Source organism: Larkinella bovis (genome assembly GCF_042655385.1).
GTDB classification, from domain to species: Bacteria; Bacteroidota; Bacteroidia; order Cytophagales; family Spirosomataceae; genus Larkinella; species Larkinella bovis.
Genome location: NZ_JBHSMA010000003.1, coordinates 123,096 through 138,964 on the forward strand (window position 1 = coordinate 123,096; position 15,869 = coordinate 138,964).

General features: G+C 52.8%; 12 protein-coding genes. 8 read left to right on the forward strand and 4 right to left on the reverse strand.

Going from position 1 to position 15,869, the window contains the following annotated elements:
- Nucleotides 1-3: 3 nt before the first annotated feature.
- Nucleotides 4-2,415: an alpha-ketoacid dehydrogenase subunit alpha/beta gene (locus ACFPMF_RS11685; RefSeq protein ID WP_379844795.1), complete on the reverse strand. Its 2,412-nt coding sequence runs from the start codon at nucleotides 2,413-2,415 to the stop codon at nucleotides 4-6.
- Between the two features lie 287 nt (nucleotides 2,416-2,702).
- On the opposite strand from ACFPMF_RS11685, the gene ACFPMF_RS11690 reads away from it, so the two are divergent.
- Nucleotides 2,703-3,158: a DUF1573 domain-containing protein gene (locus ACFPMF_RS11690; RefSeq protein WP_379844797.1), complete on the forward strand. Its 456-nt coding sequence runs from the start codon at nucleotides 2,703-2,705 to the stop codon at nucleotides 3,156-3,158.
- Between the two features lie 215 nt (nucleotides 3,159-3,373).
- Here the strand turns inward: ACFPMF_RS11690 and ACFPMF_RS11695 are convergent, their stop codons facing one another.
- On the reverse strand, nucleotides 3,374-6,265 hold the full coding sequence (locus ACFPMF_RS11695; protein ID WP_379844799.1) for a putative LPS assembly protein LptD: 2,892 nt from the start codon (nucleotides 6,263-6,265) through the stop codon (nucleotides 3,374-3,376).
- 303 nt (nucleotides 6,266-6,568) lie between these two features.
- On the opposite strand from ACFPMF_RS11695, the gene ACFPMF_RS11700 reads away from it, so the two are divergent.
- The 5 genes from ACFPMF_RS11700 to ACFPMF_RS11720 all read left to right on the forward strand — a co-directional run bounded on the left by ACFPMF_RS11700 (nucleotide 6,569) and on the right by ACFPMF_RS11720 (nucleotide 11,588).
- A complete protein-coding gene (locus tag ACFPMF_RS11700) occupies nucleotides 6,569-7,336 on the forward strand; it encodes an N-acetylmuramoyl-L-alanine amidase family protein (RefSeq protein ID WP_379845885.1) in 768 nt (255 codons plus the stop codon).
- Between the two features lie 211 nt (nucleotides 7,337-7,547).
- Nucleotides 7,548-8,537 carry an MlaD family protein gene (locus tag ACFPMF_RS11705; protein ID WP_379844801.1) on the forward strand — a complete coding sequence of 330 codons (990 nt, stop codon included), beginning with the start codon at nucleotides 7,548-7,550 and terminating at the stop codon, nucleotides 8,535-8,537.
- A 92-nt stretch (nucleotides 8,538-8,629) separates the two neighbouring features.
- Complete coding sequence (locus ACFPMF_RS11710) at nucleotides 8,630-10,255, forward strand: acyl-CoA carboxylase subunit beta (protein ID WP_379844803.1); 1,626 nt, start codon at nucleotides 8,630-8,632, stop codon at nucleotides 10,253-10,255.
- A 168-nt stretch (nucleotides 10,256-10,423) separates the two neighbouring features.
- The gene (locus tag ACFPMF_RS11715; RefSeq protein WP_379844805.1) at nucleotides 10,424-10,816 is read left to right on the forward strand and encodes a VOC family protein; all 393 of its coding nucleotides are present in this window, start codon (nucleotides 10,424-10,426) and stop codon (nucleotides 10,814-10,816) included.
- A gap of 16 nt (nucleotides 10,817-10,832) precedes the next feature.
- On the forward strand, nucleotides 10,833-11,588 hold the full coding sequence (locus tag ACFPMF_RS11720) for a class I SAM-dependent methyltransferase (RefSeq protein WP_379844807.1): 756 nt from the start codon (nucleotides 10,833-10,835) through the stop codon (nucleotides 11,586-11,588).
- A 23-nt stretch (nucleotides 11,589-11,611) separates the two neighbouring features.
- Here ACFPMF_RS11720 and ACFPMF_RS11725 read toward each other — a convergent pair whose 3' ends face one another.
- The gene (locus ACFPMF_RS11725; RefSeq protein ID WP_379844810.1) at nucleotides 11,612-12,049 is read right to left on the reverse strand and encodes a hypothetical protein; all 438 of its coding nucleotides are present in this window, start codon (nucleotides 12,047-12,049) and stop codon (nucleotides 11,612-11,614) included.
- 481 nt (nucleotides 12,050-12,530) lie between these two features.
- Between ACFPMF_RS11725 and ACFPMF_RS11730 the strand changes: the two genes are divergently transcribed.
- Both ACFPMF_RS11730 and ACFPMF_RS11735 read left to right on the forward strand, forming a co-directional pair.
- Complete coding sequence (locus ACFPMF_RS11730) at nucleotides 12,531-13,409, forward strand: helix-turn-helix domain-containing protein (protein ID WP_379844812.1); 879 nt, start codon at nucleotides 12,531-12,533, stop codon at nucleotides 13,407-13,409.
- A gap of 71 nt (nucleotides 13,410-13,480) precedes the next feature.
- Nucleotides 13,481-14,218 carry an SDR family oxidoreductase gene (locus ACFPMF_RS11735; protein WP_379844814.1) on the forward strand — a complete coding sequence of 246 codons (738 nt, stop codon included), beginning with the start codon at nucleotides 13,481-13,483 and terminating at the stop codon, nucleotides 14,216-14,218.
- Nucleotides 14,219-14,392: 174 nt separating this feature from the next.
- Here ACFPMF_RS11735 and ACFPMF_RS11740 read toward each other — a convergent pair whose 3' ends face one another.
- Nucleotides 14,393-15,529: an acyltransferase family protein gene (locus ACFPMF_RS11740; RefSeq protein ID WP_379844816.1), complete on the reverse strand. Its 1,137-nt coding sequence runs from the start codon at nucleotides 15,527-15,529 to the stop codon at nucleotides 14,393-14,395.
- Between the last annotated feature and the right edge of the window lie 340 nt (nucleotides 15,530-15,869).

Sequence of the window (15,869 nt, forward strand, 5' to 3'; positions counted from 1 at the left end):
TTCTTACGAATACAGCTTCGGAAAACGGGCCGGATCAGACTCGTTCATCAATTCGTACACCAGTTCAAAAACATCTTCGACGCTGGGTTTGGAAAAATAATCGCCGTCGGAACCGTATGCCGGTCGGTGCGCCTTGGCCGCGAGGGTCCGTGGGGCGGAGTCCAGGTAGCGGTACGCATTCTGGATTTCGAGGACCTGCTGCATCATATAGGCCGAACCACCCCCAGGCAAATCTTCGTCGGCGAAGATAACCCGGTTCGTCTTTTTAATGGATTCGACAATGGAATGCGAAAGATCGAACGGCAGCAGGGTCTGGACATCGATGACTTCCGTTTCAATGTTTAACTCGCTGAGTTGTTCGGCGGCTTCCAGCACAATCCGGCACATGGAACCGTAGGTTACAATGGTAACAGCGGTGCCTTCCCGCAGGATTTCCGGCACGCCCAGCGGTACACAAAATTCGTCCAGATTGTCCGGCAGGCGTTCTTTCAGCCGGTAGCCGTTCAGGCATTCGACGAGGAGTGCCGGATCGTCGCCTTTGATGAGGGTATTGTAAAAACCAGCAGCCTGGGTCATGTTGCGCGGCACCAGGATATGCAAACCGCGCAGGCTGTTGACCATGGCGCTCATCGGTGAGCCCGAGTGCCAGATGCCTTCCAGCCGGTGGCCGCGCGTCCGGATGATCACCGGCGCTTTCTGACCGCCTTTGGTGCGGTAATGCAGCGTGGCCAGGTCGTCGGTAAGCGTCGCCAGGGTGTAAAAAACGTAGTCGAAGTATTGAATCTCGACAATCGGTTTCAGTCCGCGCATGGCCATGCCGATGCCCTGACCGATAATGGTGGTTTCCCGAATCCCGGTATCGGTAATGCGCAGTTCGCCGTACTTCTCCTGCAAACCGGCAAATCCCTGGTTGACATCGCCAATCCGGCCAACGTCTTCACCCAGCGCCACCACGCGCGGATCGCGGTCAAAAAGCGAGTCGAAATACCGCTGCATCAGTTGGTAGCCGTCGATGATGGGGCTATCGTCGGAATAGCGGGGGGGAACGGGGGTAACTTTCAGGGGCGACTCCGGCGACTGGCTGTATAAGTGCGAACTGTAGCGTTCTTCATTTTCGGCGCTGGTGCGGTTGAGCCACGCCAGCAGCTCCTGTTTGGCTTCATTTTCCTCGGTTCGCAAAAACCGCAGGGCGCGCTTTACGGCGGCTGTCGCATCCCGGCGGATGGGGACGTGGGTCTTCCGCAGTTGTTCCCGAATAGCGGCAATGGACTGACCCTCCCGGGCGGTTTCGGCGGCCTGTTGCAGCAGCAGCAGAGCGTCGTCGTAATCCGGTTTCAGCGAGGCCAGATACGCACTCCAGGCTTCCTGACGGGCCGCTTTAGTGACCCGGGCGGCTTCCCGCTCGATGGCGTCTAATTCGTCATCGCTGGCGTAGCCGTTTTCCAGAATCCACTGGCGGAAATGACGGTTGCAGTCATACTGGCGTTCCCATTCGAGCCGTTCGGGGGTTTTATACCGTTCGTGCGAACCGGAGGTCGAGTGGCCCTGGGGTTGCGTCACTTCCTGCACGTGAACCAAAACCGGAACGTGTTCTTCCCGGCAAATACGGGCGGCTTTCTGGTAGGTTTCGACCAGCGCCGGGTAATCCCAGCCTTTGACCGTCAGGATTTCAATACCCTTTTCGGTTTCGGTTCGTTGCAGACCCGCCAGCGCTTTCGAAATGCTGCCTTTAGTAGTCTGATATTCAATTGGAACCGAAATGCCAAAACCGTCGTCCCAAACCGACATCAGCAGCGGGACCTGCAACACCCCGGCGGCATTCATGGTTTCCAGGAACATGCCCTGCGTTGTAGACGCGTCCCCGATTGTTCCGAAAATAATTTCGTTACCATTTCGGGAGAACGTCGTCAAAAGATGTAAATGGGGGTTTTCACGATACAGCCGCGATGCGTAGGCCAGCCCAATTGATCTTGGAATCTGGCCTGCCGTCGGGGCAATATCGCCCACCGAGTTATACAGTTCGGTTTGATTGCGCCACAACCCGTTTTCGTCGAGCCAGCGAGTGGCATAATGCCCGTTCATCTGGCGACCGGCCGAATTGGGATCGGCTTCAACGTCGGTATGGGCGTAAAGCTGGGCGAAGAATTCCGTCCAGCGGAGTTCTCCGAGCGCGGCTACAAACGTTTGATCGCGGTAGTAGCCCGACCGGAAATCTCCGGCTTTAAAAGCGTGAGCGGCTGCCAGTTGGGCAACTTCCTTGCCGTCGCCGAAGATACCGAATTTCGCTCGTCCGCCCATCACCTCGCGTCGGCCCAACAAACTGGCGTGGCGGCTTTCACAGGCTAGGCGATAATCCTGCAGGATTTTTTCCTGCGTTAGCGTATCGGTTATATTCAGTTGTTCGTTTGCAATCACAGAACGGCCATAGTTTTAGAGGTTCTTGTTTGCTGATGAATTGCCTGTTCAATGGTTGTGGTTGGCTTTCAGGGATATACCGAAAAGGACCGATCATTGAACAAACAAAGTTACTCCGGCGATCGGAGTAAAAATAATATAAAGTTTGTCAGCTTTCAAAAAAACGATTTTTTGAGTTTCTTTGTTAAGCGAAACACACACCAACATTTATTTGGCAAACCTTTTGTAGCATAATAGGATTGTAAAGTAGTCTACCCGTTTGTTTGTAACTAAATTTTCAAAAAGAAATGAAAAAGGCTTTTTCGCTTATTGTGGTTTTTCTGGCCATTACGACCATTGCTTTCGCTCAGAAAGGCGTTATTAAATTCACCAAGGAGTCGCATGACTTCGGCAAGGTTCCGCAGGGAACGCCAGTGACCTACACGTTTGAATTCACCAATACCGGTACGGATCCTGTCGTTATTTCCAGTGCCCAGCCTTCCTGTGGTTGCACAACGCCCGACTGGACCAAGAGTGCTGTATTGCCGGGGCAAAAAGGATTTGTGAAAGCGACATACAATGCAGCCGCAATGGGTTCGTTCAATAAGAATGTAACCGTGGTGAGCAATGCCGAACGGGCCTCCATCCCCTTGAATCTGACGGGAGAAGTGATAGCGAAAGAGGGACAGTCGACAGCCGCTGCAACACCGGCAGCTGCTCCGGCCGTAGAAAAAGGCAAGAAAAAAGGCAAGACGTCCCGCTAAGGCGTAAAAACGCAGTTGACTACCTATAAAAAAAGCTCCCGGCAAACGCCGGGAGCTTTTTGTTTTGCTCTCCGGCGATCCGCCCGTAGTTTTTCGGCGGCCGAAGCGGGACCCCTTGTAGTCTTTTCCCCATCCGGCAATCGTTAAAAGTAGCCGTTGACCGATGAAGGTGTGCTACTGACAAGGCGGCAAAAATGGGTTTTACGGGTTCCGGATCAATAACCGTATCCGCCCAGCGAACCACCCCGGCGACGGCTAATCTTCAGGTCTTGCAGAATGGTTGACCGAACGCGCAGATCGAACGAATAGAAATTGGAGCGGAAGCGGTTACCCGAAAACGGGGTGTAGCTGAAGTTCATGTCCCAGCAGTGCAGGTCGCGGTGAACGGTGATCGTGGTGAGCGAAGGAGCCCGGGCGGCCACATCATACCCTGTCTGGAGCGAAATCTTCCATTTGGGGGTCAGGCTCAGATCGCCCGTGACCTGCAGCGTCTGGATGATCTGGCTTTCGTTGGGGGTGAACTTGGTCAGGCTGAACGTATAGCTGAGGTTAATGCTCCAGGGAATATTGAAATCGACGTAATCTTCCGGATTTTTGTTGATATGCCGTAGTTCGGCTGCTTCCCCGGGCGTCTGGGTAGTGGGATTTGGGTTGGCTTTGGGCTTCTGCGAACCTTTCGGCGCGAATTGCGTACTCAGGTAAAAGTTCAGGTTCTGCAAATGGGCCAAACCCTGTCCCTCCGTCAGGGCGTACTTGTTGACTTTGTTCAGCCGCCAGATCTGCGCATAAGGCCCCCGCTGGTAATATTGGGATTGGTCCGGTAGCCAGGCCACCCCCGTTGCCGTTGAGTCAGCCCCGGAATAAGCGTATGGATCGAAAACCGCCGAAAAGTTAAAGCTAACCTTCTTCAGAATCTGCGTATTGGCACTCAGGTTGAGGGGCGACATTTTAAACCGGGGCGCATACGGATTATAGGACCCTGCCAGACTGATGTTGTCGAACAGCGAAACTTTCTCGAACTCGCTCTTGGCCGAATCGCTGCGCGACCGCACTTTCATTTCGATCTGGTTGACAATGCTGAAGCTGATGGCCGCCGACCGACCCGAAAAACCCGAAGAGCCCGCCGTTCCGCCCAACCCCCGGTAGCGCGATACCCGCAGTGCCCTCGTGGTATCGTACGGATCACGAAACTGCGAGAGCGTGGTCACAAACGCGCTGGACAGGTCCGGCGTATAACTGAATGAAATCGAGGGCGCAATGGTGTGCCGGATGGCTTCCAGCCGGCCCATGCGCATGAAGAACGTCCCGTAGGCCCGGGTGTTCATCGAAGCACTGAACGACAGAAAATAGGTGGCCGAAATCCCGTTAACGGTATCGACCTTGACGGCTTTCCGATCTACCTGGTAAATGTAGTTCAGGGATTTGGTGTACACGTCCCCGCTCAGGGAAATACCGGGCGTGAAGTTCAAATACCGGGCAATCTTGAAGTTAGGGAGCGAAATGGGGATGGAATACCGGCTGGCAATCTGGGCATTCCCGAGAATGGTTGACAGGTTGGCTACGTTAAACGGAATCAGGTTGGAGTAGGTAAAATACTGTTGACTGGCCACAGCCGCCAGACTATCCCGCTTCCGTTGCGTGCTATCCCCCCGAATCTCCAGGGTGGTGACGAGCGGAAAGCCAAGGTTCGTCGTATCCACAACCCGCTTTGTGTTGTTGATGGTAATCTGGGAGTTGAAATCCATCCCCAGCCGGAAACTTTCGTACCAGCGCCCCGAACCGCCTTTCATTGCAAACGGCGCAATCTGGGTCACGCCCAGGTTGATACCCGACGAAATATTGGTTTGGCCACTCTCGCGGGTGTTGGTTTCGGGATTATACCGCCCGAAGTTCTGGCTGACGTTCAGGTTGGCCGAACTCGTCACGTATTGCCCGAATTTGCGGCTGTAATTAACCCCCGAGTTGGCCGCGTTGGAAACGTAGCGGCTCGAATTCATCGAGGTGTTCAACTGGTTGTAGCTGTTGCTGCTGACGTTGACGTTGGCCGAAAACTGCGAATTGCCGCGCGGACGGGGCGAGTGCGACCAGACGATGCTGAAATCATTCCGCGGTTTCGATACCGTGTCTACGAGCGAGGTTGTGCGGTTTCGGGCGAACGTCAGGCCGAAGTTGCCGCCAAACCGGTAGCGTTTCAGGTATTCCGACGACAGCCCGAGGCCCCAGCTTCCGTTCGAGTAAATCTGCCCCCGCACACTCGCGTTGACGTACTGGTTGATGGCAAAATAATAACCGCCGTCGCGCAGGTAAAAACCGCGTCCGTTCGGTTCTTCCCCATACTGTGGAAAGATCAGACCCGAGGTGCCGATTTCGCTTTTCTTCGGAATCGGGAAAAAACCGAACGGCAGCGCCAGGGGGGTCGGAATATCATTGATCACCAGATTGAAAGGCCCCGAGATGAGCTGTTTATTATGCACCATCTTGATCTTGCTGGCATTGATATGGAAGTGGGGCGTCGTCAGGTTACAGGTGGTATAAATGGCGTTCCGGATATAGAGGTTATCTTCGGCGTCCTTTTTAACGGTTTTGCCCCGCACGTTGCCCTCGCCCTGGGCGGTAATGACGCCCTTGATGAAGCCTTTGCGGGTTTTGAAATTGTACCGGATTTCCTGTGTATCGTACCGGCCGCTATTATCCTGAAAAACCGGCAGTCCAATCGTTTTTCGCGCGGTCGAATCGTAGCGGCCCTGCGCAAACACTTCGTTGGTCGTCCAGTTCAGCTTGATATACGCAGCCGTCAGGTGAATATCACCGTAATCGACTTTGGCATCGCCAAAAAGTTCAACAATTTGTCCCGTAGCGTCGAAGAGCGTTGAGTCCTTCGCGGAATAGTTGACAGTTGTTTGTAAATTACCGTTAGCATTGGCCGTGTCCGGGCGTGCTACCTGGAGCGAATCACCGGTTGCGCTCCGGCGCGTGGTATCAACAAGCACCGAATTACCGCTAACGGTGGCTGAACCGGGGCTGGTGGAACGGGGTGTAAAAGCCGGGATCGTCCGGCGCGCTGGTTTTTGCTGCGCCTGTACGACCAACGGAAAAAGAATAACCAAGCAATTAACCAGGGTCCGTAAAATAAAGTATGTGTTTCTCAGTTTTATCAAAAAAATTATATTTGCTCGTAGCACAGCGCTGGCTTACGCTGTCGGTTGTTCCAACCGAGTCGCCAATCGGTTTCCAGCCAAAGCCGGATTACAAAGTTAGTCGCTAACATCATTTCTATCACTGCCTTGAAACGGTTAAACCTGTTAAAAATTATTAAAGCATGGCATCCGGTTGCTCAACCGATCAGTCGGGCCCTGCTGATTTGTGCTTCGTTGTTGATTCCTCTGCTCTGTTTGCTCGTATTGCCCGGCATGAAACCGGTTTTGCCACAGGATAATTCCAGGCAGGACCAGCCCGCGGAAACCAAGCCCGCTCGTCTGCGCACCGTCGTGCTGGACCCCGGCCACGGCGGGAAAGATCCCGGCACGATGACCAAGCGCAACCGCGAATCGCGGATCGTGCTGAAAATTGCGCTGGAACTGGGCCGGCTCATCAAGGAAGAATTGCCCGACGTTAAAGTTATTTTCACCCGCTCGACCGACGTGTTTATCGAACTGAATGAACGCTCGGCCATTGCCAATCGCAACAAGGCGGATTTGTTCATTTCGATCCATGTTAACGCCAGTCCGTCGTCCAGCAGAGTTAACGGGACGGAAACCTACACCATGGGGTTACACAAAACCAACGGGAACCTGGATGTTGCCAAGCGTGAAAATGCGGTTATTCTGAAAGAAAGCAATTATAAGGAAAATTACCAGGGTTTCGACCCGGATTCTCCGCTGGCGCACATTATGCTGGCTAATTATCAGCATGCCTTCATGAACAGCAGCGTTAATTTTGCGCAGAAAGTGGAATGGAGCTTCAAGAAAAACGCCGAGCGGCCCAGCCGGGGAGTGAAGCAGGCCGGTTTTCTGGTACTCTGGCGGACGACCATGCCCAGCGTACTGGTTGAAACCGGGTATATCACCAACCCCGAGGAAGAGCGGTATCTGGCTTCGGAAGAAGGACAAAATGAAATGGCCTACGCCATTTTTCGGGCCTTTCGGGCCTATAAAGACGAAGTCGATGCGGAAGGGTAGCCAGATGTTGCTAACTTCGCAACGGTATTTATTGTTGAATGGATAATTGGGTTGACGCTTAAAATGGCTTTGATGGTATAGGGCTAAACGGGTTAAATGGTTGAGGAGATAGGAGAGAACCCTGCAACTATTTTGAACCCTAAACCATTACTTATCTGACCATGCGGCTATTTTGAACCTTTAACGCCATTCATCCATTCGCACTCCACGCATGAAAATTTCAAAAGAAGCAAAAGTGGGCATTCTGGCTGTGGTAACCCTGGCGATGCTCTATTTCGGATTTAATTACCTCAAAGGTTCCGATATTTTTTCCCGCTCGAATAAGTACGTCGTTGTTTATGATACTGTCGATGGGCTGACGCCGTCCAATCCGGTGCAACTCAACGGGCTGAGCGTTGGGCGCGTCGATAAGATCGATATTTTGCAGCAGCAGAACAACAAACTGCTGGTGACGCTGGATATCGATAAACGGATCGAAGTGGGCCGGGGTTCGAAAGCCATTCTGTCCGATGCGGGCGTATTGGGTGGCAAGATGATCGTTCTGCAAATCAATCAAACCGGCGAACCGCTCGGAATAGGGGATACGCTGCTCAGTGGAAAAGATGGTGGTATTACGGCCGTGCTCAAGGAAAAGGCGCTGCCGGTTTTGAACAACGTCGATTCGCTGACCATCAACCTTAACCGGATTGTCAAACAGTTCGACCGGACGGGCCTGATTCTGAACAAAACCCTGGAGGGTGCGCAGGCGACCACCGGTGCTCTGCAACTGACCATTGATGAAAACCGGGCAAACATCCGTCGCCTGATGACCAACCTCGGCACCCTGTCGGCGTCGCTCGCCGAAACCGAGAAGGAGATCAAGCCGCTGCTGGCCAAAGCGGGAACCTTTGCCGATTCGCTGAATGCGCTGAAACTGAGCCAGACCCTGGCAACGGTTAATCAATCCGTCGGTACCTTGCAACAAATGCTGGCCGACATCAACAGCGGGAAAGGCACGCTGGGCAAACTCAAGGGCGACGAAGCCCTGTACCGGAATGTCAACAACGCTACCGCCAGTCTGGATAAACTGCTGACCGACTTCCGGGAACATCCGAAACGCTACGTTCATTTCTCGATCTTTGGCAAGAAGGACAAACCGGCCGCGACAAGCCCGGCGCAGAGCGCTACGATCGTCGTGCCCCTTCCGGATTCGACGCAATAAAGTTTACGGTTTTCAGGTTACGGTAGTTGACACGCTAAGATCAACGTGCGTCAGCTAGCGAAAACCGTAAACAATTTCAACCCGCTTGGCCCATGATACCACTCTTAGACGAACTCAGCCGGAAAACCGCCCAGACTCAACTCGGTGGTGGCCTGAAGAAAATCGAGGATCAGCACCGCAAAGGCAAGCTCACCGCCCGCGAACGCCTGGAGTACCTGATCGATGCCGGTTCTTCTTTGCTGGAAATCGGGTTGTTTGCGGGCGAAGGCCTGTACGCCGAACACGGTGGCTGCCCGGCGGGGGGCGTGGTGGTGGGTATCGGCTCCGTGTCGGGTCGGCAGTGCGTGATTGTTGCGAATGATGCGACGGTAAAAGCCGGAGCCTGGTTTCCGATAACCGCCAAAAAAAACCTGCGGGCGCAGGAAATTGCGATGGAAAACCGCCTGCCGATCATTTACCTGGTCGATAGCGCGGGGGTTTATCTGCCCCTTCAGGATGAGGTGTTTGCCGATAAGGAACATTTCGGACGGATTTTCCGGAACAACGCGCAAATGTCGGCGATGGGCATTGTGCAGGTCGCGGCCATTATGGGGAGTTGCGTAGCCGGAGGAGCCTATTTGCCGATTATGTCGGACGAAGCCCTGATTGTGGAAGGAACCGGTTCGATTTTTCTAGCCGGGCCGTATCTGGTGAAAGCCTCGATTGGCGAGGACGTCGATGCCGAAACGCTCGGCGGAGCCAGCACGCACAGCGAGATTTCGGGCGTGACCGACAACAAATATCCCGACGATAAAAGCTGTCTGGATGCGATTCGGAAGATTTTTGATAAACTCGGAGAACCGGAAAAAGCCGGTTTTAACCGCGCCAAACCCGCCTTGCCTGCGCAAAACCCGCAGGAGATTTACGACCTGCTGCCGGCTGATCGCGTTAAACCGTACGACATGCGCGAAATCATCGCCCGGCTGGTGGATAATTCCGAATTTGACGAATACAAGGAACTCTACGGCCAGACCATTCTCTGCGGTTACGCCCGGATCGATGGTTGGGCGGTTGGCATTGTGGCCAACCAGCGGAAAGTGGTGAAGGCCAAAGGGCGGACGGGCGCGGGCGGCACGGCCGGCCCGGGTGAGATGCAGATGGGCGGAGTCATTTATTCCGATTCGGCCGACAAAGCCGCCCGGTTTATCATGAACTGCAATCAGAAAAAAATACCGCTGGTGTTTTTGCAGGATGTGACCGGTTTTATGGTGGGCAGCCGGTCGGAACAGGGCGGCATTATCAAGGACGGGGCGAAAATGGTGAACGCGATGGCGAACTCGGTGGTGCCCAAATTTACGGTGGTGGTGGGCAATTCCTACGGCGCGGGCAATTACGCCATGTGCGGCAAAGCCTATGACCCCCGACTCATCGTGGCCTGGCCCACGGCGCAGATGGCCGTAATGAGTGGTGCGTCAGCGGCCAAAACGCTCCTGCAAATTCAGGTGGCTTCACTGAAGGCCAAAGGCGAAACCATTACGCCGGAAAAAGAGCAGGCATTACTCCAGAAAATTACCAGCCAGTACAACGAGCAGTTGTCGCCCTATTTTGCGGCTTCCCGGCTGTGGGTCGATGCCGTAATCGACCCGCTCGACACCCGCATCTGGCTTTCGATGGGCATCGAAGCGGCCAACCATGCGCCGATCACCAAACCGTTCAACGTGGGCGTTATTCAGACGTAGAACCCATCAGGAACCTAACCAGCTAAAACCGATAAAACCTTCGATCCGGATTTACTTCTCATTGTAACATCGGCTGTTCGTTCATCATGGTTCGAATGGACTGTGGAATAAACCTTCTTTTCGGGGACGGGGTTATCATCACAATCGTTACCCAAACTCTATTTTCTGATGGAAAAGAAAGCAAAGCCGTTCAGTCACATCGATTTACGGGTTACCAGTTGGGAGAAAGCGCTGCCTTTTTACGAAAAACTACTGCCCGCCCTGGGCTTCACCCGACGTTTTGATTCGTCGGACTGGAAGGCTTTTGTGGCCGAGGGCGACCTTCCGGATGCGTCGTATTTTGCGATTGCGGAAGATCCTGACCATACGCCCAACAAAAATTTAATTGGTTTTTGGGCCCATGACCAGCAGGAGGTGGATTACATTGCGAAGCTGGTCCGGGAAGCCGGCGGTAAGATCACGGCGGGACCCGGTCTGTTTCCTATCAGCCCAACGTATTACTCCGTTTATTTTGAAGATCCCTGTGGGAATGCGTACGAGTTTCTGCACCGGACAAACTGATTTTCGTTACGAGAATATGCATTGGAATAGCGATTTGTATACCGAGAAACACGCTTTTGTTTTTCAGTACGGAACGGGTTTACTGGATTTGCTGGCCCCCCAGTCCGGTGAGTTGATTCTCGACCTGGGGTGTGGTTCCGGTGAGTTAACCCAACAGATTGCCGACCGGGGCGCCACGGTTGTGGGCCTGGATTCGTCAGAAACCATGATCGCCAGGGCCCGGCAACAGTTTCCGGCGCTGGATTTTCGGCTGGCCGATGCCACTACGTTTGAGGTTCCGCAATACTTTGATGCCATTTTTTCGAATGCAGCCCTGCACTGGATGACGGACTACGAAGCCGTTATTCGCCGGATGAAGCACCATTTGAAACCGGGAGGCCGTCTGGTGGCCGAGTTTGGCGGCAAAGGAAATGTGCAACAAATTACGGACGAAATCACTCGTCAGCTCCGGAAGCGCGGCTATGATCGGGCGGTTTCCTGGTGGTATTTTCCCTCAATAGGCGAATACACGTCGCTGTTGGAAAAGCACGGTTTTGAGGTAAAACTGGCGCAACATTACGACCGCGACACACTGTTGAACGATCCGCAAACGGGCTTAACCGACTGGATTGAGCAGTTTGGGGCCAACTTCTTTTCGGGAGTGACGGCCGAGGATCGGGCGGCCGTGCTGGAAGACACAAACACAGCCTTGAAACCCGCTCTTTTTCGCGACGGGCGCTGGTATGCGGATTACAAACGATTGCGAATTGTGGCAAACCGTCAGCCTCAGTAGTAGGTACCGAGACTGACCATCCATTAGGCAACGGGCTGTCTTTCCTGCTCAATCACCCGGCGAACTTCTTCGGGCTGCTGGGTTCCGATGAGAACAAGCCGCTTTTTGTTTTTTAGCCTGATCTCGATGCCTGCATTACCGGAAACCGTATGCGCGGTTGCTTTCCACCCGAACCGGATGCCCCAGCCGCCGAATTCACCCAATGGGGAATATTCCCGAACCTTGACTTGCTCGATTTGATGCCAGGCTATCAGTCGGGGACGGGGTTGAAAAGGAAACCAGCGGTAGGCAATTCCTTCGTTATTAATACGGGTGTCCAGGCGTAAAAAAGCAAACAGGACCAGTACGGCCACGACAATGCCGATTGCAACAAACTCCTGACGGTAGAGCGAGATCCCTAAAACACCAATAAGGAGCGCCCATAGCCAGGGCTGACGAAATTGTTGTTTTTCCTGATACATAGTCATCAAAATAGCAACTGCGGTTGCCGCAGCCGATTGGGGAGCAAAGACCTAAATTTAACAAAATTGCCGGAAAGTGTTACGCTGACAGCGCTGTAAATCAGTTGCTAACTTTTTAAAATTTGCGATCCTTGGTGGCCGGTTTTGCGAAGTCGGGGCTGGCTTATACAAACGCGACAAAATGGCTAGGTCCGGGGCTACGGCATTTGCTTGATGGCGGTCCAGCCTTCCGGCGTAATACCCATACTTTCGGTGGCAACGCCCAGCGTTTGGTAGGTGTCGAAGAAAGCCATTCGCGCCATCGGATGGATCACTTCACTGATGACGGGCTAGTTTGTTTATGGATTGAACTAAGTTACGATTGACGGGTTTACCACCACGGGGGCTTTTGCGACAATAAGAAGGTCATTTGCGACTGGTTGCGCGAGGATACAGACAACGGATGGGTTATAATCAGGTATATTTTTAAGGATACGGACCGATGCAGGAAACGAAAGGATTGTTAGAACAGATCAAACACCACGATAAATTGTCGATGACGGTAAACGAGAACTGTAAGGTCGGTTTGCCGAACGATATCTTACAAAAACTGCTTAATCCCCACCGGCTGGCGCATTATTGTTTTGTTTTTCTGGATCAGGGGGTAGAAACCTATAAGCTGGATTTACAGGATAGTACGATCACGGGTGGTCAGATGATTTTTGGGCTGCCGAATCAGATATTCGCTAATCCCCGTAAAAGCGCCCACAACCTGAATTATAAAATGGCCTTTGATGAAAATACCCTGGCGCTGCTCCCCAATGCATTTCCGTTCCTGCTGAATCCGCTGAATTCAAATACCATCACGTTCGCTCCGGATGCCAAAGAGCGCGTCAGGTCGGTTTTCTCGCACCTCTTTCAGTTGCTTCATGTTACGCAAAAGCCCAGAAACACCGATATTCTTTTAGCCCATTTGAATACGCTTCTAACCGAGGTCAACAGCGCTTATTTTGAGCAGAGCAATCGGGAAACTCCGCCCAACCCGAAGCTGTCCAAATACATTGCTTTTAAACTGGCGGTAGAAACTCACCTGACCGAGCAGCAGGATGTGCATACGATTGCGGAGCAATTAGCCATGACGCCCAGTAGCCTGTATGGCGTTGTGAAAGGTTTTTCCGGCGTTTCGCCCAAAGAATGGATCACCAACCGGCTCATGCTGGAAGCCCGGCGGAAGTTGCAGTATTCCAGCCTTTCGGTCAAGGAACTGGCGTATGAACTGGGGTTTAATGACCCGGATTATTTTTCACGGCTCTTCAAAAAAAGTACCGGAAAGAGCATCAGTGCCTTTTTAGCGGATCATCACGATTCGTCCAGCAACTAACACGATTTGTCCATCCCGCCCAATTTCGGGGCCGCTACTTTTGCTGCGTTGGTTTTAAACCATTAAGCAAAATGAAAATAGCATTCGTAACCGGTGCCAACAAAGGGATTGGCTTTGAAGTGGTGAAAGACCTCGCCCAAAACGGATTCTTCGTTTATGTAGGCAGCCGAAATCTGGAAAACGGTTTGGCCGCCGTGGAAAAGCTCAAAGCCGACGGGATCAATACCGTCGAAGCCATCGAATTGGATGTCGCCAGTCAGGATTCGGTGGATGCCGCCCGCGCCACAATCGGGGACAAAACGCAGGTTCTCGATGTGCTGGTCAATAACGCCGGTATTTCCGGGGGATTTCCACAATCGGCACTCAACGCCACGATCGATCAATTTAAAACCGTGTATGAAACCAACGTGTACGGTGTGGTTCGGGTCACGCAGGCTTTTATGGATCTGCTGAAACAATCGACGGAACCGCGCATTGTCAATGTGAGCACCGCCATGGCGTCGCTGGCCCTGGCCGCCGACCCTTCCAGTCCCAGTTACAACACGAAACTGGCCGTCTACCAGTCGAGCAAAGTGGCGCTCAATATGTACACGGTTAACCTGGCCTATGAACTCCGGGATACGGCGTTTAAAGTCAATGCCGTTTGTCCGGGCTGGACAAAAACCGATTTTACCGGCTACCAGGGGACGAGCACGGCGGAAGAGGCCGGGCAACGAATTGCGCGGTATGCCCGAATCGGTCAGGACGGACCAACCGGTAAATTTATCAGCGAAGAATATTTTCCCGAACCGGCAAGCTGCCCCTGGTAAACAAAAAGCGGTTGTTTGCGCTGGAAAAAGCAAGTTCGGAAAAAATGTTGCCGCTGGTTAAAACCGGGGCTGATAAAGGACCATTCCGGCGGTTCGTTAATGGGAATCAATAAAGGTCGGTTTCTTAGCGAATGAGCCAATACCCAAGAAACCGCCAGGGGTATTACCGGAACCCTATTTGGGTACTCGTAAAAGACGCTTCGTCAAAAACTTCCGGACGGGTTCATCGTATAGTTTTAAGCATAGATAAGCCAACAGGATGGAACCGATAACAAGGGCTAAAGCGCCGGGTAATGATTGTTCAAAGGTGAGGTTTTTATTTTTAACCCACGCGTAATACCAATAAATAAAAGGGTAATGCACCATGTAGAGCGGGTAAGAAATGTCGCCTAAAAACTGGCATACGGATGTCGTTACCTTGCCTACGGTCTTTCCTGAAGCGCCCAGGTAAACAAGCAGCGGAAAGATGACAACAACACAGATTGTGTCATATAAACCGTTCATCCATAACTGGTCACTGCCGCCGATCCGGGGTATTGCTGATACAAGAATAATCGATAGGCTCCCAATCCAAAAAGCGCCTTTTACACGAACCGGCTTGAATACGCGGGAGAGTAACAGGCCGGCCGGGAACGAAAATAACAGCCGCAGCGAACCGCCGGTTATATTTTCTCCGGTTAGCGAAAATCCGGCGCATACATCGCCGTATGGCCCCGCAATGGCGAATGCTGCCAATCCGCATGCGGCCAGTAAAACAACGATCACAAGGGCTTTGGTTGACAGCTTACGGAGCACGAACGCATAGAGTAAAGTAGCAATATATTCATAAAATAAAGACCAGCTCGGCCCATTCAGCGGGTACATTTCACCGACGCCCCGAATTTCGAAACCCGGCGTAGCCGGAATCAGGCAGGCATTTAGGAAGGTGGCGACCAATAGCGCCGTTACCGATACTTTTGAAACGTCCCAGGCTGCGCATCCTTGAAGGTAGAAGATACTCGCTCCGATAAGAGCCCCGATCACGACCATCGGATGCAAGCGAATAAAGCGACGTTTGATAAAGTCTTTAAGGGTCATCGTTTTCCAGCGGTCATCATACGCATAGCCGACCACAAAACCGGACAGCATAAAGAAGAAATCAACGGCCAGATAGCCGTGATTAATTTGCTGATCTAAATGACTGGTTGCGAAGGCTTCAAATACGTGAAAACATACAACTGTTAATGCCGCTACGCCCCGTAATCCGTCCAATATATTGTAATGCGGTTTGGTGTCCGCAAATGCAGTAGCGGAGGTTGTGTTTTTTGACATGGATTGTAACTTCTTATCGGTTAGTATGAGCACATCTTCGGCCTTGAGCCGGGCTGAACGCCCTGGCAACCGCCCCGCGGACGCTTAGGGGCACGCAATTACGCCTTTTTTGGCCATCCGACGCAAGCGAAAACACGACTTAAGGCCGATCCTTTGCCCCATTTTAGGACTCCTGTGCCCGGGAAAAACCGGCTTTTTGACGACTGGTCGGTGGCCGTTTGCTTTCCGCATTGCAAGGCTGGCTTTGACTAGCCGGCTGTTGGCAGCAATCCCCGACAAGAAACGTAATGAGGCTGTAAAGGGGGCGGTTTTGGCGCAGGCGTCCTTTAAAACAGAGCTT